The organism is Alkalidesulfovibrio alkalitolerans DSM 16529, assembly GCF_000422245.1.
Lineage (GTDB): Bacteria > Desulfobacterota > Desulfovibrionia > Desulfovibrionales > Desulfovibrionaceae > Alkalidesulfovibrio > Alkalidesulfovibrio alkalitolerans.
Genome location: NZ_ATHI01000026.1, coordinates 120499 through 140639, shown reverse-complemented (window position 1 = coordinate 140639; position 20141 = coordinate 120499). Strand labels below are relative to the sequence as shown.

Sequence of the window (20141 nt, the reverse complement as noted above, 5' to 3'; positions counted from 1 at the left end):
TCGCGCCTTGTCCTCTCGGTTTTTGACGCCGCACCCAAGTCGGCTCGGCCAAAGTGGCTTCGAAGCGAATCGCGGGGTCCAGGGCCGTTGAGCCTACTCTTGAAAATTTATCTGCGCAGGCCGTTCCAAAAGTGCCGGATGCAAGGCGCAAGAAAGCGCCGGGCCCGACGCGTATCAAAGAATACGCGAGGGATCGGCGCTTTCGCGGCAACGCAGCAGACGGTGTTTTTGGGACGGCCTGCTACTTGGCGTATTCCGAGGCGCGCTTCTCGCGGATGACCGTGACCTTGATCTGTCCGGGGTAGGTCAGGTTGTCCTCGATCTGCTTGGCGATGTCCTTGCACAACATGTACGTGCGGTCGTCCGAAACGCGGTCGGGCTCGACCATGACCCGAATCTCGCGGCCCGCCTGAATGGCGTAGGCCTTGGAGACCCCCTCGAAATCCTTGGCGATGTTCTCCAGATCCTCCAGCCGTTTCACGTAGTTCTGCAAAAGCTCCTTGCGCGCGCCGGGCCGTGCGCCGGAAAGTGCGTCCGCGGCCTGCACCAGAATGGCCATGATGGTCTCCGGGGCCTGGTCCTCGTGGTGTGCGGCGATGGCATTCACTATATCGCGGTGCTCGCTGTACTTCTTGGCCAAATCCGCGCCGATGACCGCATGCGGCCCCTCGATCTCGTGGTCCACGGCCTTGCCGATATCGTGCAGAAGACCAGCGCGCTTGGCCCGCTTCTCGTCCAGGCCGAGCTCGGCGGCCATGACGCCACACAGAAAGGCAACCTCGATGGAGTGCTGCAGGACGTTTTGCGAGTAACTGGTGCGGTATTGCAGTTGTCCGAGCAGCCGCACGAGGTCGGGATGGATGCCGTGCACGCCCACGTCGAAGGTGGCCTGCTCGCCGATCTGACGCAGCTTGACTTCCATCTCCTTCTCGACCTTGGCCACGATATCCTCGATGCGCGCCGGGTGGATGCGGCCGTCGGTGATGAGGCGCTCCAGAGACTGCTTGGCGATCTCGCGGCGCAGCGGCGAGTAGGCGGAAAGAATCACGGTCTCGGGGGTGTCGTCGATGATCAGGTCCACGCCGGTGGCGGCCTCCAGGGCGCGGATGTTGCGGCCCTCGCGGCCGATGATGCGCCCCTTCATCTCCTCGGAAGGCAGGGTCACGGCGGTCACGGTCTGCTCGGCCACGAAATCGCCCGCATAGCGGTTGATGGCCAGGGCGATGACCTCCTTGGCCTTCTTGTCGCCGACCTCCTTGGCCTCCATCTCGATAGCCCGGATCATCTTGGCGGCCTCGTGACGGGTGCGCGACTCAATCTCCTGCATCAGACGCTGGCGGGCCTCCTCGGCGGTTAGACCGGCGACCTCTTCGAGGCGGTGCTCGTGCTCCTCCTCGCGTCTGGCCAAGGTCACCTCGCGGTCGTCGAGTTCACGCTCTTGGCGGGCCAGTCTCTTTTCGAGCTCGATAACGCTGGCCTCCTTCTGGGTCGCGGTCTCAAGCTTGGCCTCCAGGCGCTCCTCCTTGGCCATGAGCTTTTGCTCCTTGGCTTTGAGGGCGTTCTCGCGCTCCTTGATTTCGCGCTCTTGCTCTTTCTTCTCCTGCAAAAGCTCCTTTTGACCCTGAACGAGCACGTCTTCCTTGGTGACTTGGGCTTCCTTGCGCGCTTCTTCGAGGATGCGCTGGGCCAGATCCTTGGCCTCGGCAAGACGCTTGGCCTCAATGATCCGATGCAGAACGTAGCCTGCCGCGGCTCCGCCGACGAGGCCGACGGCGAGTACGATGACAATGGTTGCGTCCATGGTGCTCTCCTTTATTTTCTCAGGCGTTCGCCCCGCCTGATGTGGGCTGTGGGCCATCGCGGCCCGTGTGCGTCAAGGCGCTGGAGAGCGTTCCCCCCGTTTGGGCGCGGAAAAATCCGCGTCCGCGCGGCCCGCCAAGGGCCGGGGGCAAGGATGATCGTGCTGCCGGTGGGCGCGTGCGCGCCCGACTGTTCGCCGACATGGGCGTTTCGTTGGGATGGAGACGACGAGAAGCGCGGTGGGTGCGCCGCAGTCGTGTGGCTGCGTCGAAAGTACCCCGGATAGCCGTGTCGCCACGTATTCTGAACCTACGTTCAGAGGGGGCGCGGCTGTGCCGCCGTCAGGCTTCCCGCAAGGCGGGCCTGCGCACGGGCGGCGCTGGAAGCTGCACCGCAATCGATGGTCATTGGCTCAGCAATTCCAGTGGCGATCACGCGCCACCCAGGGAAAATATCGCGTCGCCGCGTTGCACTCGTCTCAATCTATCTTCAAAAGCGAGCCCAATTTCGACTCGATGGACCGCAGTTCGCTTTTTGCCTGCAGCACATCGTCGGCCAAACTCAAGGCCAAAACCGTCAGCAGGATCTCCTTGTTTATGTTCTTCCCGCCCTGACTGATCTGGTTGAACAAGTCCTCCACGAGGGCTTTGGCCGCGTCCACACGGCCCTCGTCCGCGTCGGTCTTGAAACGGATCTCCAGTCCGAGAACGTTCAGCGTGTACTGAGGCATGGGCCTCCCACGTTAGTCCAGCGCTCCCTGAACCTTCCGCAACAGGCCGTCGATACGGTTCATCACCGCGTCCCTGTTCCGCCGGGCCTCCTCCAACTCCGACCTGAGGAGGGAATTCTCCTCCTCAAGTTCCTTGATTCTGTTCAAAAGCGCCGTCATGCGCTGTTCGAGCTGTTCAAGTATTTCCATAGCGAAATTCTAAGTCTCCCCCGGCGCGAAATCAAGCCGGATTATTTGCGCCGCTTCAATTGTCGTTGTTCGGCCCGGCTCACGGCCAGATGTCCCGGCGCGACATCCCTGGTGATGGTCGAGCCCGCGCCGACGAGCGCGCCCGCGCCCACGGTCACCGGGGCAACCAGGGCCGTGTTGCTGCCGATGAACGCCCCATCCTCGATGACCGTGGCGTGTTTCTTCACGCCGTCGTAGTTGCAGGTGATGGTGCCCGCGCCGATGTTCACCCCCTCGCCCACTGTGGCGTCGCCGAGGTAGGTCAGGTGGCTTGCCTTGGAGCCGCGTCCGAGCACTGCCTTCTTCATCTCCACGAAGTTGCCGACCTTGGACTCCCGTTCGAGGATCGCGCCGGGCCGCAGACGCGCGTAAGGGCCGACCACGGCCTCGGGGCCGACCTCCGCGCCTTCCAGGTGCGAGAATTGCCGTATCCGCGCTCCCTCCGAGATCCACGACTCGGTGATGACAGTGAAGGCGTCCACCTGCGCGCCCTCGGCCACCACTGCGTCGCCCATGATCTCGCAGGGGCCGGTGATGCGCGCGCCCGGCTTGATGGTCACGCGCGGGCCAATGCGGCAGGCCGTTGGATTGTGCATGCGTACGCCGTGGTTCAGATGCTCGCGCACGATGTCCGCATTCAACCGCTCCTCGGCCTCGGCCAACTCGAACGGAGTGTTGATGCCCAAAAGCGAAAGATCCTGGCCGCAGTTCACGGCCAAAACGGTGTTCTTGTCGGCGATGGCCAGTTCCACGAGGTCCGTGATGTAGTATTCACGGGCCGCGTTGCGGTTGGAGAGCCAGCCGAGCAACGGCTCCACGAATTTCATGTCAAGGAAATAGAGCCCGGCGTTGACCTCCGTGGGAGCGGGCCCGTGCTTGGCGGGATCGTAATCCTTGGCCTCGATGATCGAGACCACGCGCCCATCCTCGTCGCGCAGCACGCGGCCGAAGGAGTTGGGCTCCGGGGCCTCGATGGAGAGGAAGGCCAGGGCCGCCTTCTCGCGCCGGGCCTCGTCCAGGAGTCGTGTCAACGTCTGAGGCTTCAGAAGCGGCGTGTCGCCGTTGACGACCACCAGATAGCGAAACCCCGCGGCTTTGAGTCGCGGCCAAGCCACCTGCAAGGCGTGGCCGGTGCCGAGCTGCTCCTCTTGCGCCACGAAATTGTCCGAGTGCTCGGGAAAGGCCTTGGTCACGTGCTCGGCGCCGTGCCCTACCACCGTAAACAGCCGCTCACCGAAGACCGGCGTCAGGGCCCGGTGCACGTACCACAGCATGGGCTCGTTCAGAATGCGCATCATGACCTTGGGCATCGCGCCCGCGTGCATCCTGGTGCCCTTGCCCGCGGCCAGGACCAGTGCGCAGGTCGTGTCGTTCATCGTCGCTCCTCGCTCGTCTCGTCCGGAATCCTTGTCCGGCCGCTCTCCCCTAGCATGGGAACGTCGCCTTGCAAAGCACTCCGCCGATCAGGCCGGACAGATTCGCCCCGCGTTGCCGTTCACCAGCTTTCGGCACATACGGCAAGGGGCCGACGCCATCCTGCCATCCCGGCACCCGCTGGGCGCTTCCGAGCACGAAAAAATCCCAGGCCGTCCATGCCGGACGACCTGGGATTTTTCACTGCGGTGCGGGATGCACAGAGCGTCCCGCCTGGGGCATCGATCCGGCCCGCCCCTGAAGGGACGGGCCGGATCGACGCACGTCGCGCAGGCGTCAGGCCGTTTCGGCCTTCACCGCCAGGGCGACCTTGTAGAGGATGGTCACGACGAACGCGCCGGCCGCGTACACGGCGGCGGTGATCATGATCTCGGGCATGGTCGGGGCGTAGAACGAGAAGCCCTCGAACGGGTTCGGCGTGAAGCCGCCCACGAGCAGGCCGATGCCCTTGTCGATGTAGGTGGCGATGACCAGCGCGATCAGCGCCCAGGGCAGCAGTTTCTGGTTCTCACGCAGCTTGGGCGGAATGAGGCAGATCAGCGAGAAGGCCGCCAGCAGCGTGGCGATCCACATCATCACGCTCACGTAGTTGGCGTTCCAGGCGCCGAACAGGAACTCGATGGGATGCTTGTGGCCGGGCACGCCGGAGTAGAAGGCCGTGAAGACTTCGCACAGGAAGAGGAAGATGTTGATGCACATGGCGTAGACGATGATCTTGGCCATGGCCTTCTTGGCCTCTTCGCCCACGCGGAAGTTCGACACCTTCTCCACGACCATGGCCACCAGCAGCAGGATGGCGGGACCGGCGCAGAAGGCCGAGGCCAGGAAGCGCGGCGCCAGGATGGCCGTGAACCACAGATGGCGGCCGGGCAGGCCCTGGTAGAGGAAGGCTGTCACGGTGTGGATCGAGACGGCCCAGACGATGGACAGGTAGACCAGGGGCTTGACCCACTTGGGCGGCAGCATGTTGTTGCGCTGGTGCATCAGGGTAACCCAGCCGATGAGCAGGTTCAGGAACAGGTAGCCGTTGAGCACCACCATGTCCCAGAACAGGACCGAGTTCGGCGTGGGATGCAGGATCACGTTCAGCATGCGCTGCGGCTGACCGAGGTCGACCACGATGGAGCCCATGCAGATGATGATCGCGCCCACGGCCTGGAATTCGGCCAGGATGATCATGTTCTTGAATTCTTTGTAGTGGTGGAAATAGTACGGAAGCACGAGCATCACGGCGGCCGCGGCCACGCCGACCATGTAGGTCAGCTGGGCCACATAGAAACCCCAGGATACGTCGCGGGACAGGCCGGTGATGGTCAGGCCCTCCTGAAGCTGCCAGACCCAGGTCGCTCCGCCGACACCCATGATGATCAGCAGGAGGGCGATCCAGCCCCAGTAGCGGGAGTTGCCTTTCAGCGCGGTCTCAAGCATGGCGCCCTCCTAGATGATGTAATAGACGCTGGGCTGCGTGCCCAGGTTCGGTTTGCGGACGATGGAGTAGTTCTCCTTGAGCGCCTTGCGCACCGGCGACGAGGGGTCGCTCAGGTCGCCGAAAAGCAGCGCCCCGTTGGAGGCCTCCACGCAGGCGGGCAGCATGCCCTTTTCCAGCCGGTCGTTGCAGAAGGTGCACTTCTCCACCACGCCGCGCGTCCTGGCGGGATAGGCGGGGTTCAGATCCTCTTCGGGAATCAGCGGCATGGGGTCCTTGAAGTTGAAGGACCGCGCGCCGTAGGGACAGGCGGCCATGCAGTAGCGGCAGCCGATGCAGCGGTGCATGTCCATCATGGTGATGCCGCTCTTCAGCTTGAAGGTCGCCTTGGTGGGGCAGACCCGCACGCAGGGCGGGTTGTAGCAGTGGTTGCACAGGAGCAGGAAGTTCTTGTGCTCGATCTCCTTGTGCTGGAACTCGCCGTGCTGCTCGGGGAAGACCGCGTGCATGTCGTCGGTCCACAGCCACTTGACCTCCTGCGGCCCCTCGATGGTGGGCACGTTGTGGGTCTTGTGGCAGGCGTCGATGAGCGGCTTGAAGTCGGCCTCGGTGTTGAGCCTGCGAGTGTCGATGACCATGCCCCAGCGTTTGGCCTTGAGCGCGTCGGGGTTGGGCTTCTCGTGCACGGTGTGCGGGATGTAGGCCGCGGCCGCGTTAGCCGCGGGCAATGCGGCCAGCCCGGCCAGGGACAGACCTGCGTACTTGAGGAAGGTGCGTCTCGTCTCGTTCATGACTAGTTCCCCTTGGGCTTCGGCGCGATGTGGCAGTCCCAGCAGTAGGGGGACACCGCCGCTGTCGTGTGGCACCGGTCGCAGAACTTTTCCTTGTCGTCGTGACACTTCATGCAGGTGTTCTGCAGGCTCATGTCGTATTCCTTGTGGTCCAGGCTGCTCACGTAGATGCGGTTTGTATCGCGGACCACGGAGTCGCGCCACGTGTTGAGAAGTTGCATGTGCTTTTCGCGCATGTACTCCTTGGACTCGATGCACTGGGTGGCGACGTCCTTGGGAGGATAGACGAGCTCGGGCTGCTCCCAGGTCTTGGCCCCGAAGTTGTTCCAGAACGGGAAGGTGACCAGGGCCAGGAAGACGATCAGCCCGGCGAGGATTTTTCCGCCGTTGTACATGGGTTAGACCTCCTCGAGCGGTTCGCCGCGAAGGTTCACTTCGCGCTTCTTCTGGCCCTTGACGTTCAGGGCGTTGCCCACCATCTCGTGCACGCCCGTGATGGCCACGCCGGGCGCCCAGTAGTCGGCCACCGGGATCAGGGTGGCGCGGTCCAGGGCGCAGATGCAGGCCATCATGTTCACGTCGTGCTTGTCCTGCACATACTTCAGCGCGTTGCCGCGCGGCAGGCCTCCGCGCAGCCGGATGTCCATGATTTCCTCGGTGTTCAGGCCCGAACCCGCGCCGCAGCAGAAGGTCTGCTCGCGCGTGGTCTGGGGCGGCATCTCGAAGTAGTTGTTGCAGACGTTCTTGATGACGTAGCGCGGCTCATCCAGAAGACCCATGCCACGCGAAGGGTTGCAGGAATCGTGGTAGGTCACGCGCAGGTGGTTGTTGCGTTCGGGCGAGAGATCGAGCTTGCCGTGCTTGATGAGGTCGGCGGTGAACTCGGCGATGTGCACCATCTTGGTCTGCCGGGCGTTCTCGAAGACCGTGCCGGTGATGGGGTTTCTCGGCGTGGTCAGATTCGAGCCTTCCTGCAGGTAGCCGTTCATGGTGTCCATGTACTGGTTCACCACGCGCCACATGTGGCCGCACTCGCCGCCTAAAATCCACTTGGAGCCCAGGCGCTTGGCCTCGGCGTACATCTTGGCGTTGAGCTTCTGCATGGTGTCGGCCCCGGTGAAGAAGCCGAAGTTGCCGCCCTCGGAGGCGTAGGTGGACAGGGTGTAGTCCAGCCCGATGGCCTCGAAGAGCAGGAGGTAGCCCATGAAGGTGTAGATGCCGGGGTCGGCGAAGGCGTCGCCCGAGGGAGTGATGAACAGGACCTCGTGGCCCGGCTCGTTCAGCGGCGGGTTGATCCGCACGCCGGTGTACTCCTCGATGTCGTCGCACATGAACTCGACGATTTCCTTGAAGGCGTGCGGCTGGATGCCCAGGTGGTTGCCGGTGCGGTTACAGTTGCTCACCGGCTCCATGATCCAGTTGATGCCCAGGCCCACCTCGTGCAGCAATTCGCGGGCCATCATCGTCACCTCGGCGGTGTCGATGCCGTAGGGGCAGAACAGCGAGCAGCGGCGGCACTCGGTGCACTGGTAGAAGTAGAGGAACCACTCCTTGAGAACGTCCTCCTCCATGACCCGCGCGCCCGCGAGCTTGCCCATGATCTTGCCCGCCATGGTGAAGTCCTTGCGGTAGACCGAGCGCATCAGCTCGGCGCGCAGCACGGGCATGTTCTTGGGGTCGCCGCCGCCGATGTAGAAGTGGCACTTGTCGGCGCAGGCGCCGCAGCGCACGCAGATGTCCATGAAGACCTTGAAGGAGCGGTACTTGTCCAGCCTCTCCTTGAAGCCCTGGTGGACGATGTCCTTCCAGTTCTCGGGCAGATGCCAGTCTTCCTCGTCGGGCCTCCACTCGTGGGCGTGCTTGAAGCCCATGGCCTTGTGCAGGTCCACCTTGGCCGGATAGGGCCAGCGCCCGGGGCTGAAGTCGTTGGGCGTATCCATCCACTCCGTCTTGGGTGGATTGTCGTAGTCTACGCTTGCGAGCAGTTCTTCGGGTTTCAGACTCATGGCCAACTCCTTCGCTTATTTCTCGGCGCCGGCTTCGTCCGGCTGTTTGACCACGGGAAGCCCGGCCTCGACCATCGCCTCCCTGAAATCGTCCTCGTACGCCTCGTAGGAATGCGGCTTGATCTTCGGGTTCCACGGGTTTTCGTGGTGGTTGATGCGCGTGTCGTTGGGCAGGTTGCGCGTGGGCGAGAGGAAGACGCCGCCCAGGTGCATCAGCTTGGAGAAGGGGAAGTAGATCAGCAGCACGCAGACCAGGAAGAAGTGAACGAAGAAGGCCGGGGAGATGGTCTCGGGAATGGTCGGCGAGAACATCACCAGCGACATGGAGTACTGCTTGATGGCCACGATATCCACATGGGCCACGTAGCGCATGTAGATGCCGGAGATGACGATGCCCAGGATCAGGAACAGGGCGAAGTAGTCGGCCGCGTTGGAAAGGTAGCGGATGCGGGGGTAGAAGATGCGGCGCGCGAGCAGCCACAGCAGGCCGGCCATGATCAGCAGGTCGGTCTGGTAGAGCGCGGGCTGGCCGATCTGCAGCACCGAGTCGGCCCAGTCGAGCTTCTGGAAGAGCCAGGGCACCGGCTCGGTGAAGAATCGCATGTGCCTGATGAGAATCGTCAGGAAGGAGTAGTGGAACAGGATGGCCGCGAGCCACAGCCATTTCTCGGAAAAGTAGGCCACCTGCGGGCCGCCCTGGGGGTTTTTGCCCAGATGCGCCGAGGTATTCCTGAAGAGCGACCGGAAGGTCACGACTTCGAGGATCATACGCACCACGGTGTCGCGGTTGTTGACCGGGTTGTCAAAGCGGTTGTAGGGAATCCAATCCAGCGATTTCTGCTGGCCGGCCGTGGTCGGAATCCTGAACGGCACGGGGGACTTGGCCCAGTCGAATATCTTCATCGCGAAGCCCACGATGAAGACTGCCACGGCCACATAGGGGATGGCGATGCCGAAAAGCCCGGTCAACCCGGCTCCCCCGACCCCCATCAGCGCGACCAGCGCCAGCGCGCAGACGAGAAAAAGCCCATACAATGCGTTCATGTCCACCCTACCTCGCTTGCGGTTTCTTGATCCCGAGGTCTTCGTCCGCGTCGGCCGCCTCATCTGGCCCGCCCCGGACGAGAGAATCCGTCGTTTCGCACATGATGCCGGTTTTCCTGAAAATCATGCGGTGGGTACGCTTGAACTCGTCCACCCGCATTCGAAATATCTTCTCGCGCTCGCGCACATAGACGTCGAAGCCCATGAGGGCCATGTTGTCCACGCGCGCTTCGAGGGCGGCCAGTTCGGCGTCGAGCCCGCCCCCGGCGAGGTCCTTGGCGAAAACCTCGCGCAGCGCTTTCTTGAGCAGAAAGATGAAGGCCATGGCCTTGGCCGGGGTGAAGTCCTGGACCGCGCGGATTTTCACGACCTCGTCCAGGCTCGTGCAGATGGCCTGGGCGTCGCTCCAGACCAGGAGGTGATCCACGAGTTCGGCCAGCGCGCGGTGCGTGGTCTGCCCCACGGGGTTGGTAAAAGGATCGCTGTTCCTGCGCCAGAGCTTGGCGGTCTCGCCCGGATAGGTCGCCAGCACCAGGTCGTACCAGCGGTCGACCAGGGACTCCTTCCCGTTCGCGATGCGTTGCGCCAAGGTCATGCGTCACCCCGTGTAAGCCGGTCGCCCGGCAGCCGAACCAGCGGTCGATGCCGTGGTTCCGCGGCCAGTCATGCGCTGGTCAGGGACCAGGAGTTGCAGAATGTGAAGAACTTGTATCCGTGTGATACGAGGGTACGGCAAAGCCGTCAACCGCTTGTGCAAAAAAGCACCAGGGGAATACGCCACCGCTCGCCACACGACGCCACGCCCGTCGATCGATGGAGGCGTTAGTCCAAAAACGTCATTTCGTCAAGGCGAATCGCCCCGGCGCCTGCCCGGCAATGCTTTCAGGACGCGGCTTTCGATGATACCCTGCCACCGACCCAGGGACGGGATCGGACGCCTCGAAAAAGCGATCGCCGATCCGATTCCGAACCCAAGAGACACGTGGGGCGACACCCCACCAGTGTGAGAAAAAAGGAGCACGTCATGCCCGCACCCGTCCGCTACACCGGCATCAACCACCTCGCCATGGCCACCGGCGACATGGGATCCACCATCCGATTCTGGCGCGATCTCCTTGGCATGCGCCTCGTGGCTGGCCTGGGCCGCCCCGGCTACCGCCACTACTTCTTCGAGATTTCGGCCACGGACATGATCGCCTTCTTCGAATGGGACGGCGTGACGCCCATCCCCGAAAAGGACCACGGCGCGCCCGTGACCGGCCCCGCCGCCTTCGACCACGTCAGCTTCGGCGTGGCCTCCGACGACGACCTGTGGAATCTCAAGGATCGCCTCGAAGCCGCTGGCGTCTGGGTCTCCGAGGTCGTGGACCACGGCTTCATCCACTCCATCTACGCCTTCGACCCCAACGGCATCGCCATCGAATTCTCCGCTCCCGTGCCCCAGGTGGACGTGCGGCGCTACCCGGTCATGGCCGACCAGGACCCGCACCCCGCCGCCCTCGAAGGCAACGACCCCCAGCCCGGCCACTGGCCCGAACCCGCCCAGGCCACGCCGCGCTCCGAACGCGCCGCTTACCCCGGCGAGGGCCGACAGATCGTCGGCGTCATCGGCGGCGACGCCGCGCCCGCGCACCCGGTCTGAGACGGGGCGCTGCCCCGCACCCCGTCGGGGGAGATGATCTCCCCCGAACCCCCTGCGATTCCCGAAACCGTCTGCGACGGTTTCGGGAAAGCATGGTTCCGGGGCGCGCATCGCCGCCGCACTGGCGTCGGCTCGGCCAAAGTGGCTTCGACGCGAATCGCGGGGTCCAGGGGGCTCAGCCCCCCCTGGCGGAGGAGGTCAAGGAGGAGGCAGCGCCTCCTCCTGTCAAATTGAGTTCGATACGCAGGTCGCTCAAAAGGTGGCAGATGCGAGACGCGAAAGCCGGTCAAGACCGACGCGTATAATGACATACGCAAGGGTTTGACCGGCTCGAAGCAACGCCGCAGATGCCGCCTTTTCATCTTCGCAGGCCGCTCAAAAGGTGGCAAATGCAAGGCGCAAGAAAGCGCCGGGGCCGACGCGTATAATGACATACGCGAGGGTCCGGCGCTTTTGCAGCAACGCCGCAGATGCCGCCTTTTCAGCGGCCTGACGCGTTAGATGACCTTGTTCAGGCCGTATTCGATGATGCCCTTGGCCCCGGCCTCGACCAGGTTCGGGATCAGGTCGCGCACCGTGGACTCGGCGACCACGATCTCCACGGAGAGCCAGGGCGACTTGTAGAGATGGGCCACGGTGGGCGCGGTGATGGAGGGCAGAATGCTCATCACGGCCTCCACCTTGTCCTCGGGCACGTTCATCTTCAGGCCCACGAGCTTTTCGGCCTCCAGCGCGCCGGTGAGCAGCATGTTGATCTGCTCGATTTTCTTGCGCTTGACCGGGTTCTCGAAGGCCTTTTTGTTGGCGATGAGGCGGGTGTTGGTGATCAGCACGTCCTCGATGATGCGCAGGCCGTGCGCCTTGATGGTCGTGCCGGTCTCGGTAACCTCGACGATGGCGTCGCAAAGCCCCTGCACCACCTTGGCCTCGGTGGCGCCCCAGGAGTACTCGACTTCCACGGGCACGCCGCGCTCGGCGAACCAGCGCTTGGTGTAGCCCACGAGTTCGGTGGCGATCTTCTTGCCGGCCAGGTCCTCGGGCTTCTTGTAGGGCGAGTCGCCGGCCACGGCCAGCACCCAGCGCGCCGGGCGGTTGGAGACCTTGGAGTAGACCAGGTCGGAGACCACGACCACGTCGGAGTCGTTCTCCATGATCCAGTCCTTGCCGGTCAGGCCCACGTCCAGGGTGCCGTCGGCCACGTAGCGCGACATCTCCTGGGCGCGGCACATGGCGCAGGAGATGGACGGGTCGTTGATCTCGGGGAAATAGTTGCGGTGGCTCGGGTTGATCTTCCATCCGGCCTTGGCGAAGAGCTTGATGGTGGCGTCCTGCAGGGAGCCCTTGGGAATGCCGAGCTTGAGCTGATCGGTGGACATTATTTGTAGACCTCCTTGGGGTCGAAGACTTTTTCGCAGACGATCTCGGGCTCGCCCGAGCCGGTGATTTCACGATAGAAGCACGAGGTGTAGCCCTCGTGGCAGGCCGCGCCGCCCACCTGCTCCACGATGAGCAGCACGGTGTCGGCGTCGCAGTCCAGGCGGATGTTCTCCACCTTCTGCACGTGGCCGCTGGTTCCGCCCTTGTGCCACAGCTTGTTGCGGCTGCGGCTGTAGAAATGGGCCTCGCCCGTCTCCAGGGTCTTGTCCCAGGCTTCCTCGTTCATGTAGGCGAGCATCAGCACCTCGCCGTCCTCGACATTTTGCACGATGGCGGGGACAAGCCCCCCGCATTTGGCGAAATCAGGTTTCATGGCATGCTCCGTACCAAGAGTGAAGCCGTGTTGCATAGCGTTTTTCGAAATCGCCTGCAACCTGGGGAAACGGCGGCCGGTGCGCTAGCTTCCGGCGTCGCGCTCCCGGATCTCGCCGCGCTTGATCTTGCCGGAGATGGTCTTGGGCAGCTCGGCCACGTATTCGATGACGCGCGGATACTTGTAGGGCGCGGTGACGGTCTTGACGTGCGCCTGAAGCTCGCGCGTCAGCTCGTCGGAGGGCGCGAAGCCCGCGGCCAGGACCACCGTGGCCTTGACCGCCTGGCCGCGCTCGGAGTCGGGCACGCCGGTCACGGCCGCCTCGACCACGGCCGGATGGCTGACCAGCGCCGATTCCACCTCGAAGGGGCCAATGCGATAGCCCGAGGACTTGATGAGGTCGTCGTTACGGCCCATGAACCAGTAATAGCCCTCCTCGTCCATCCACGCCTTGTCGCCGGTGCGGTAGAAGGCGTGGTCCATGGCGTTGCGGGTCTTGTCCGGCTCGTCCAGGTAGCCGGTGAAGAGCCCGATGGGCCGTTTCGTGTCGATGCGCACGCAGATATCGCCTTCCTCGCCCGGCGGGCAGGGGCGGCCCGTCTCGTCCAGGAGCACAATGTCCCAGCCGGGCGCGGGCTTGCCGATGGAGCCCGGACGCGGGGTCATGAAGGGGAAGGTGGCGATCTGCAAGACGGTCTCGGTCTGGCCGTAGCCCTCGAAGATGGGCAGGCCCGTGGCCTCTTTCCAGGCGTGGAACACGGAATCGTTGAGCAGCTCGCCTGCCGTGGTGCAGTGGCGAAGCGCCGAGAGGTCATAGCGCGAGAGGTCCTGGCGCACCAGGAAGCGGTAGACCGTGGGCGGCGCGCAAAACGAGGTCACCTCGTGCTCGGCCAGGAGTTCGAGCAACCGCGCTGGCTCGAACTTGCCCCGGAAATCCCAGGTGAACACGGCCGCCCCGGCCATCCACTGGCCGTAGAACTTGCCCCACACGGCCTTGCCCCAGCCCGTGTCGGCCAGGGTCAGGTGCAGGTCGGTCTCGCGCAGGTCGTGCCAATACACGCCGGTCACGAAGTGGCCCAGGGGATAGCGGTGGGTGTGGACCACCATCTTGGGCATGCCCGTGGTGCCGGAGGTGAAGAAGATCAGCAGGGGATCGTCCCCGCCGGGCTTGTCGGCCGGGACAGGGAACGTCTCGGGAGCGGCCGCGGCCAAGGCATGGTAGTCCAGCCAGCCCAAGGGAGCCGCCGCCTGTCCGTCGGCCGCGCAGACGCACAGGGCAAGGGTAGGGCACGCGGCGCGCGCCTCGTTTACGCGCGCGGCCGCTCCCTGGTCCACGATGCAGGCCTTGATCGCGGCGTGGTTGACGCGGAACTGGATGTCCTTGGCCGTGAGCAGCGCGGGCGAGGGCACGGCCACCGCGCCCAGGCGGTGCAGGGCGAGCATGGATACCCAGAACTCCACGCGGCGGTGCAGGACGAGCATCACCCGGTCGCCCCTGGCAAGCCCGCGCGCGGCCAGGGCATTGGCCAGGCGCGCGGACTGCGCGGCGAAGTAGCCGAAGTCGTACTCGCGGCGCGCGCCCTGGTCGTCCACGTGGACCATGGCGATCTTCTCGGGCTCGATGCGGGCCATCGCGTCGAGAAAATCGAAGGCGAAGTTGTAGTTCTCCGGAATCTCCAGGCTGAATTCCGCAAGGAACTCCTCGTGTGAGGCGAAGGAATAACGGGCGGTCACGCTGCTCTCCTAGATGATAACGTCGATGAAGCGGGCGGGCTTGCCGTCCAGGCCGCGCAGGGCGTGGCGGACGTGGGAGTCGAAATAGAGGCTGTCGCCGGGTTCGAGGACGAGCACGGAGTCGCCCAGCGTCAGTTCCAGGCGGCCCTCCATCACATGGATGAACTCCTGGCCCGAATGGGCGTTGAAGTCGAGCTCGCCGGGCTCCTTGGGCGGCACGGTGACGAGGAAGGGCTCCATCTTACGGCCCGCGAAGCGATAGGCCAGGGACTTGTAGTCGTAGGTGGCGCGGCGCTCCACCGCGAGCCCCTCGCCCTTCCTGACCACCGAGTAGGAGCGCAGGTGCGCGCCCGCGCCGGAAATGAGTTCCGTTGTGTCCACGCCGCAGGCCTTGGCGGCCTTGAAGAGGAAGCTGACCGGGATTTCGTGCTGCCCGGACTCGAAGCGGCGCACCTCGTCCGCGTCGATCTCGGCGGCGCGGGCCATTTCCTCCACGCTCATACCCACGGCCTCGCGCAGGGCTCGCAGTCTGGGGGCAATCTCTTTGTATGCCTTGTCCATGGGGACTCCTTTCGATTCCTTGCGCGCCTGCACGGCTTTCCGGGAAAAGCGCGGGACCGCGCGCTCCCGGCCCGTCGGCGCTTGGGGGATATACCCCCCCAGGCGTCCAAGGGCAAGGGGAGCGCGCGGTCCGATAAACGCGGTTCAGACCGCTAGGCTGCGTCCCGTCCGGCCTCGTTCAGGTCGGAGATGACCCGGTTCAGGTCGGCGGCCATCTGGCTGACTTCGTGCACGGCGGCGGACGATTCGCGGATGCTGTCGGCGATCTCGGCGATCATGCGCCTGATCTCGTCCACCGAACCGCTGATCTGCTCCGAGGCAGCGGACTGCTCCTCTGCGGCCGTGGCGATGCCCTGGGCCTGCTGCGTGCTCTCGTCCACCAGGGTGACGATGCGGCCAAGCGCCCCGCCCGACTCGTCGGCCAGCTTCTCGGCGCTCTTGATGGCGTCGAGCGCCTGGCCCATGGAGGCCATGTTCCGCTGGGCCGCGCCCTGGATGGCGTCGATGGTCTCGCCCACCTCGCGGGTCGCGCCCATGGTCTTCTCGGCGAGCTTTCGCACTTCGTCCGCAACCACGGCGAAACCCCGGCCCGCGTCGCCCGCGCGCGCGGCCTCGATGGCGGCGTTGAGCGCCAAAAGGTTCGTCTGGTCCGCGATGTCACTGATCACGGTCATGACCTGATCGATGGACGTGGCGAGGCGTCCGAGCTCGCTCATGTGCCGCTCCAGGTCGGCTGCTGTGGCGCGCACCGCGCCGATGGCGGCGAGGGCTTCGCCCACCACCCGCTCGCCGCCCTTGGCCTCGGAGCGCGCGTTTTCGGCCAGGGTCGAGGAAGCAGCGGCGTTTCGCGCCACTTCGATGACCGAAACGCTCATCTGCTCCATGGCCGTGGCGGTCTCCGCCACCCTGTCGCGCTGCACCGAGGCCGAGGCCTCGATCTGGGACACCTGGGCGGACAGCTCGGCCGAGGCCGAGGAGACCCGCTCGGCGATCCCGGCGGCCTGGTCTGCCGCGCCGCGCATGCGCTCCAGGAGTTCGGCCACGACCTTCTCCTGCCTGCGGCTCTCCTCCAGGGCCGCGTTGGCCTTGGCGCTTTGCGCCTCTGCCTCGCGGCTCTTGGCCTGGGCCTCGTCCATCTTCTCACGCAGGCTCGCGACCATGGTGTCGATGCTGCCGCGCAGGGCGGCGAGTTCGCCGCTGAAGCGTCCCGAGCACTTGGCCGCGAGATCGCCCCCGGCCACGCACCCGGCAAAGCTCATGAGCGCCTCGATGGGCCGCAGCAGTTCGCGGCGCAGGAACACCAGGGTCACAAGCGCGACCACGGCGGCGATCCCCAGTCCCGCGAACACCGTGGAGCGCACGAGCCCGTTCACCGGCGCGAAGGCCTCGGCCTCGTCGATCTCGGCCACGAGCGCCCAGCGCACCGTCCCGACCTCCACCGGCGCATAGGCCGAGAGCACGGGCGTGCCGTTGTAGTCGAGAACGATGCCGCTGCCCGTGCGGCCCGAGAGGGCGGCGCGGGAGGACTCGGTGTCCACGCTGCCGCGCGAGGGATCGGCGAAGGAGGCCGTCACGGTGCGGTTTTGCGGATCGAGGAAGGAATCCGAGCGCATGAGCTTGTCCGGCCCCACGAGGTAGGTCTCGCCGGTCTCGCCCATGCCGCTGCGCTGCGTGAGCAGCACGTTGAGACTCGCAAGCGAGGACTGCAGGGCTACCACGCCCACCACGCGGCGGCCGTCCAGTACCGGCGCGGCCATGAAGGCCGCGGGCTCGCCGTTGGACGGGGCGTAGGGCCGAAAGTCCACGAAGGCGGTGTGGCCCTGCATGGCCTCACGCCAGGCCTGGGCCAGGCCGCTGCCGGCCAGGGAACCGGCGCCGAGGTCCTCGCCGATGTCGTCCTCCCAGGTATTGGTGTAGAGCACCCGCCCGTCCGGGCCGATGAGGAAGACGTCGTAATAGCCGAGTTCGGTGACGTAGTTGTGGAACTGCGCGTCGATCTCGGCGTGCAGCAATTGATAGCTCGTGGCATTCACGTCCATGCGCCTGCCTTTGCCCGGAGATTCGAGAAGGGCATGGAGCGTCAGGCGTTCGAACGCCTTGGGCGCGGCCGCGTCCCCCGCGAGCGTGGCAAGGTCCGAAAACCAGCGACCGGTGATCTCCTGTACGGCGTGTTTCTTCACGTCGCGGATGGCTTCGAGTTGGCTGAAAGCCATGTTATGGATGGTGTCCGAGGCCACGCGCACGGAGTATGCGGTCATGGCCAGAAACGGCGTGATGCCGATGAGCAGACAAAAGACGATCATCTTGATTCGCAAAGAATTTCGCATGATACCCCCTGAAAAGTGAACAGGCCAGAGCAGCCTTGCACGTATCCGGCAGGCGTTACCGATATAATCGTCGGCTGTAAATTGATATAACGTGGGTCGGCACGGCTGTTTCGGAGTAGCTAACTCCGAAATCATTACAAGGTCATGACATGGCGCATGCCGATCACGGCCGCATGATGATAGCCGCGCGGCAGAAAAAGGCGGGAGACCACGCGGCCTCCCGCCCAAGCGCTACTGCATGGTCTCGGGGAACAACTCGACGGCCATTTCCCTGAGCTTGTACTTCTGGACCTTGCCGCTGGCCGTCATGGGGTAGCCCTCCACGAAGGCCACGAATTTGGGAATCTTATGCCAGGCGATGTTGCCGCGGCAGGCGTCGCGCACGTCCTCGGGCGCAAGGTCGACGCCGGGCTTTTGGATGACGAAGGCGGCCACTTCCTCGCCGTACTTGCGGCTTTGCACGCCCACCACCTGCACGTCCGAGACGCCGGGCAGGGTGTAGAGGAACTCTTCCACCTCGCGCGGGTAGATGTTCTCGCCGCCCCGGATGATCATGTCCTTCAGCCGCCCGGTAATGGCCAGATAGCCGTCCTCGTCCATGACGCCGAGGTCGCCGGAGTGCAGCCAGCCATCCTTGTCGATGGCCTCGGCCGTGGCCTCGGGCCGGTTGTAATAGCCCTTCATGACGTTGTAGCCCCGGCAGCAGACCTCGCCCTGCACGCCCGGCGGGCAGACCTCGCCCGTCTCGGGGTCCACGACGCGCACCTCCACGGCGGGCATGGCCCGACCCACGCTCTCGGTGCGACGGCGGATGTCGTCGTCCACGCGCGTCTGGGTCATCACCGGCGAGGACTCGGTGAGCCCGTAGCAGATGGTGATCTCGCGCATGTTCATGACTTCCATGACCTTCTTCATAATCGGCACCGGGCAGGGCGATCCGGCCATGATGCCGGTGCGCAGGCTCGAATAGTCGAAGCGCTCGAAAAGCTTGTGCTCCAGCACCGCGATGAACATGGTCGGCACGCCGTACAGCGCCGTGCACTTCTCCTGGTCCACGGCGGCCATCACGTCCAGCGGCTTGAAGGTCTCCAAGATGACCATGCAGGCCCCGTGGTTCACGCAGGCCAGCACGCCGAGCACGCAGCCGAAACAGTGGAAGAGCGGTACCGGGATGCAGACCCGGTCCTTCTCCGTGAAGCGTTGGTTGGCCCCGATCCAGTAGCCGTTGTTGCCGATGCTCGCGTGCGTCAGCATCACGCCTTTGGGAAAGCCCGTGGTCCCGGAGGTGTACTGCATGTTGACCACGTCGTGCGGGTCGAGATCGGCCTGGCGCGCCGCGTAGTCCTCGTCCGTGGTCATGCAGGCCAGGGAGAGCAGTTCAGGCACGGAGTACATGCCCCGGTGCTTTTCCTGTCCCAGGAAGAAGACGCGCCGCAGGTGCGGGAAGGCCGCGCTCCTCAGCCTGCCGCGCTCGCAGGTGCGAAGCTCGGGCACAAGCTCGTTCACGACCTGCACGTAGTCCGTGTCGCGAAAGCCATCGATCACGAACAGGTTCTCGCACTCGCTTTGCGAAAGCAGGTACTTCAGTTCCTCGCGCTTGTAGCTGGTGTTCACCGTGAGCAGCACCGCGCCGATCCTGGCCGTGGCGAACTGCAGCGCCACCCAGTAGGGCACGTTGGTGGCCCACACGGCGACCTTCTCGCCGCGTTGAACGCCCAGGGCCATCAGGCCCTTGGCCAGACGGTCCACCAGGGCCGCGAATTCGCGCCAGGTCAGGCGGAAGTCGCGGTCCACGTAGACCACGGCCTCGTTGTCGGGGAAGCGGGCCACGGTCTCGTCGAGGAGCTGGCCCAGGGTGATGTCGCGCACTGGCGGACGGGCGTTGTGGTCCATGGCCTACTCCGGGAAGTAGAGCACGGCGTAGATGCTGGCCGGCTTGCCGTCCGCGGCCCCGATATAATGGGGCACGATGGAGTTGAAGTAGAGGCTGTCGCCCGTGTCGAGCACGTGACGCTCGTTGCCGTGCTCCAGCACCACGCGGCCCGAGACCACCACGATGAACTCCTCGCCCTGGTGCGAGGAATGCTCGTGCCTGCCGTCGTCGGGGTTCAACTCGATGAAGAAGGGCTCCATGTGGCGATCGCTCTTGCCCCGGCCCAGGGAATAGAATTTCAGGGCCTCGCGGGCCGCGCCGCCGGTGTGGGTGACGAGTTCGGGCCGCCGCTCGCCGCAGCGCACGATGAGCGGATCAGCGGTCTGCACGTCGTCGAGGAAGGTGCCCATGCGCACGCCAAGCGCCCTGGCGAGCTTCAGGAGGGGCGTCAGGGAAGGATAGATGTCGCGCTCTTCGAGCGCGGTCACGAACGTCTCGGCGAGACCGGCCTTCTCGGCCAGTTCGGCGCGCGAAAGCCCCGCGCGCTCGCGGAACATCTTGACGCGCGGTCCCAGTTTGGACTGATCCACGGTTCGCTCCTTGGCTGTTTGGTGTCGATCCGGCAAACGCCGGGCTCATACACCACCGCGCGACAAAGGCCAAGCCCCGCCGCCCGGCCCAGAAAACCTTATCTGGCAAGGATTGTGCGGCTTTTCCAGCGGCTTGGAACTGAACATCGTTCGCGAAACGAAAACGCACGCGCGCCATTGACACGCGCCCCGGCTGCTGGAACTA

Annotated in this window: 18 protein-coding genes and 1 other RNA gene; 1 reads left to right on the top strand and 18 read right to left on the bottom strand. The window is 64.7% G+C overall.

The window, feature by feature from the left end; all coding sequences use genetic code 11:
- Positions 1–241: 241 nt before the first annotated feature.
- From rny to DSAT_RS08130, 11 genes are all read right to left on the bottom strand, one after another.
- A complete protein-coding gene (rny, locus tag DSAT_RS08170) occupies positions 242–1801 on the bottom strand; it encodes a ribonuclease Y (RefSeq protein ID WP_020887021.1) in 1560 nt (519 codons plus the stop codon).
- Between the two features lie 270 nt (positions 1802–2071).
- Positions 2072–2252, bottom strand: a non-coding RNA gene (gene ssrS, locus DSAT_RS15170) — 6S RNA.
- Between the two features lie 26 nt (positions 2253–2278).
- The gene (zapA, locus tag DSAT_RS08165; protein ID WP_020887020.1) at positions 2279–2530 is read right to left on the bottom strand and encodes a cell division protein ZapA; all 252 of its coding nucleotides are present in this window, start codon (positions 2528–2530) and stop codon (positions 2279–2281) included.
- 12 nt (positions 2531–2542) lie between these two features.
- Positions 2543–2719 (bottom strand): mediator of RNA polymerase II transcription subunit 21, encoded by a 177-nt coding sequence (locus DSAT_RS15580; protein ID WP_020887019.1) that lies wholly within the window; start codon positions 2717–2719, stop codon positions 2543–2545.
- A gap of 41 nt (positions 2720–2760) precedes the next feature.
- Positions 2761–4134, bottom strand: a complete 1374-nt coding sequence (gene glmU / locus DSAT_RS08160; protein ID WP_020887018.1) for a bifunctional UDP-N-acetylglucosamine diphosphorylase/glucosamine-1-phosphate N-acetyltransferase GlmU — start codon at positions 4132–4134, stop codon at positions 2761–2763.
- Positions 4135–4468: 334 nt separating this feature from the next.
- Positions 4469–5620, bottom strand: a complete 1152-nt coding sequence (gene dsrP, locus DSAT_RS08155) for a sulfate reduction electron transfer complex DsrMKJOP subunit DsrP (RefSeq protein ID WP_020887017.1) — start codon at positions 5618–5620, stop codon at positions 4469–4471.
- 9 nt (positions 5621–5629) lie between these two features.
- Entirely contained in the window at positions 5630–6409 is a 780-nt protein-coding gene (gene dsrO / locus DSAT_RS08150; protein ID WP_020887016.1) for a sulfate reduction electron transfer complex DsrMKJOP subunit DsrO, read from the bottom strand.
- A gap of 2 nt (positions 6410–6411) precedes the next feature.
- On the bottom strand, positions 6412–6804 hold the full coding sequence (dsrJ, locus tag DSAT_RS08145) for a sulfate reduction electron transfer complex DsrMKJOP subunit DsrJ (protein WP_020887015.1): 393 nt from the start codon (positions 6802–6804) through the stop codon (positions 6412–6414).
- A gap of 3 nt (positions 6805–6807) precedes the next feature.
- Positions 6808–8415 carry a sulfate reduction electron transfer complex DsrMKJOP subunit DsrK gene (gene dsrK / locus DSAT_RS08140; RefSeq protein ID WP_020887014.1) on the bottom strand — a complete coding sequence of 536 codons (1608 nt, stop codon included), beginning with the start codon at positions 8413–8415 and terminating at the stop codon, positions 6808–6810.
- A 15-nt stretch (positions 8416–8430) separates the two neighbouring features.
- Entirely contained in the window at positions 8431–9459 is a 1029-nt protein-coding gene (gene dsrM, locus DSAT_RS08135) for a sulfate reduction electron transfer complex DsrMKJOP subunit DsrM (RefSeq protein ID WP_020887013.1), read from the bottom strand.
- A gap of 7 nt (positions 9460–9466) precedes the next feature.
- Positions 9467–10054: an RsbRD N-terminal domain-containing protein gene (locus tag DSAT_RS08130; protein ID WP_020887012.1), complete on the bottom strand. Its 588-nt coding sequence runs from the start codon at positions 10052–10054 to the stop codon at positions 9467–9469.
- Between the two features lie 429 nt (positions 10055–10483).
- Between DSAT_RS08130 and DSAT_RS08125 the strand changes: the two genes are divergently transcribed.
- Positions 10484–11101, top strand: coding sequence for a VOC family protein (locus DSAT_RS08125; RefSeq protein WP_020887011.1), 618 nt, complete (start codon positions 10484–10486; stop codon positions 11099–11101).
- A gap of 497 nt (positions 11102–11598) precedes the next feature.
- Here the strand turns inward: DSAT_RS08125 and hisG are convergent, their stop codons facing one another.
- From hisG to DSAT_RS08090, 7 genes are all read right to left on the bottom strand, one after another.
- Positions 11599–12477: an ATP phosphoribosyltransferase gene (gene hisG / locus DSAT_RS08120; RefSeq protein ID WP_020887010.1), complete on the bottom strand. Its 879-nt coding sequence runs from the start codon at positions 12475–12477 to the stop codon at positions 11599–11601.
- Positions 12477–12851: a phosphoribosyl-AMP cyclohydrolase gene (hisI, locus tag DSAT_RS08115; RefSeq protein WP_020887009.1), complete on the bottom strand. Its 375-nt coding sequence runs from the start codon at positions 12849–12851 to the stop codon at positions 12477–12479. Before hisI ends, hisG begins: the two co-directional genes overlap by 1 nt.
- A gap of 84 nt (positions 12852–12935) precedes the next feature.
- Positions 12936–14585 carry an AMP-binding protein gene (locus tag DSAT_RS08110; RefSeq protein WP_020887008.1) on the bottom strand — a complete coding sequence of 550 codons (1650 nt, stop codon included), beginning with the start codon at positions 14583–14585 and terminating at the stop codon, positions 12936–12938.
- 9 nt (positions 14586–14594) lie between these two features.
- Positions 14595–15146: a helix-turn-helix domain-containing protein gene (locus tag DSAT_RS08105; protein WP_020887007.1), complete on the bottom strand. Its 552-nt coding sequence runs from the start codon at positions 15144–15146 to the stop codon at positions 14595–14597.
- 152 nt (positions 15147–15298) lie between these two features.
- On the bottom strand, positions 15299–17473 hold the full coding sequence (locus DSAT_RS08100) for a methyl-accepting chemotaxis protein (RefSeq protein WP_020887006.1): 2175 nt from the start codon (positions 17471–17473) through the stop codon (positions 15299–15301).
- 231 nt (positions 17474–17704) lie between these two features.
- Complete coding sequence (locus DSAT_RS08095) at positions 17705–19366, bottom strand: AMP-binding protein (RefSeq protein ID WP_020887005.1); 1662 nt, start codon at positions 19364–19366, stop codon at positions 17705–17707.
- A 3-nt stretch (positions 19367–19369) separates the two neighbouring features.
- Positions 19370–19936: a helix-turn-helix domain-containing protein gene (locus DSAT_RS08090; RefSeq protein ID WP_020887004.1), complete on the bottom strand. Its 567-nt coding sequence runs from the start codon at positions 19934–19936 to the stop codon at positions 19370–19372.
- Between the last annotated feature and the right edge of the window lie 205 nt (positions 19937–20141).

Excerpts from the sequence above, each read along its gene's own strand:
- dsrJ (WP_020887015.1), bottom strand. The coding sequence starts at position 6,804 with ATGTACAACGGCGGAAAAATCCTCGCCGGGCTGATCGTCTTCCTGGCC.
- DSAT_RS15580 (WP_020887019.1), bottom strand. The coding sequence starts at position 2,719 with ATGGAAATACTTGAACAGCTCGAACAGCGCATGACGGCGCTTTTGAAC.
- hisG (WP_020887010.1), bottom strand. The coding sequence starts at position 12,477 with ATGTCCACCGATCAGCTCAAGCTCGGCATTCCCAAGGGCTCCCTGCAG.
- rny (WP_020887021.1), bottom strand. The coding sequence starts at position 1,801 with ATGGACGCAACCATTGTCATCGTACTCGCCGTCGGCCTCGTCGGCGGA.
- DSAT_RS08130 (WP_020887012.1), bottom strand. The coding sequence starts at position 10,054 with ATGACCTTGGCGCAACGCATCGCGAACGGGAAGGAGTCCCTGGTCGAC.
- glmU (WP_020887018.1), bottom strand. The coding sequence starts at position 4,134 with ATGAACGACACGACCTGCGCACTGGTCCTGGCCGCGGGCAAGGGCACC.
- hisI (WP_020887009.1), bottom strand. The coding sequence starts at position 12,851 with ATGAAACCTGATTTCGCCAAATGCGGGGGGCTTGTCCCCGCCATCGTG.
- zapA (WP_020887020.1), bottom strand. The coding sequence starts at position 2,530 with ATGCCTCAGTACACGCTGAACGTTCTCGGACTGGAGATCCGTTTCAAG.
- DSAT_RS08095 (WP_020887005.1), bottom strand. The coding sequence starts at position 19,366 with ATGGACCACAACGCCCGTCCGCCAGTGCGCGACATCACCCTGGGCCAG.
- DSAT_RS08105 (WP_020887007.1), bottom strand. The coding sequence starts at position 15,146 with ATGGACAAGGCATACAAAGAGATTGCCCCCAGACTGCGAGCCCTGCGC.
- dsrO (WP_020887016.1), bottom strand. The coding sequence starts at position 6,409 with ATGAACGAGACGAGACGCACCTTCCTCAAGTACGCAGGTCTGTCCCTG.
- dsrP (WP_020887017.1), bottom strand. The coding sequence starts at position 5,620 with ATGCTTGAGACCGCGCTGAAAGGCAACTCCCGCTACTGGGGCTGGATC.
- dsrK (WP_020887014.1), bottom strand. The coding sequence starts at position 8,415 with ATGAGTCTGAAACCCGAAGAACTGCTCGCAAGCGTAGACTACGACAAT.
- dsrM (WP_020887013.1), bottom strand. The coding sequence starts at position 9,459 with ATGAACGCATTGTATGGGCTTTTTCTCGTCTGCGCGCTGGCGCTGGTC.
- DSAT_RS08125 (WP_020887011.1), top strand. The coding sequence starts at position 10,484 with ATGCCCGCACCCGTCCGCTACACCGGCATCAACCACCTCGCCATGGCC.
- DSAT_RS08100 (WP_020887006.1), bottom strand. The coding sequence starts at position 17,473 with ATGCGAAATTCTTTGCGAATCAAGATGATCGTCTTTTGTCTGCTCATC.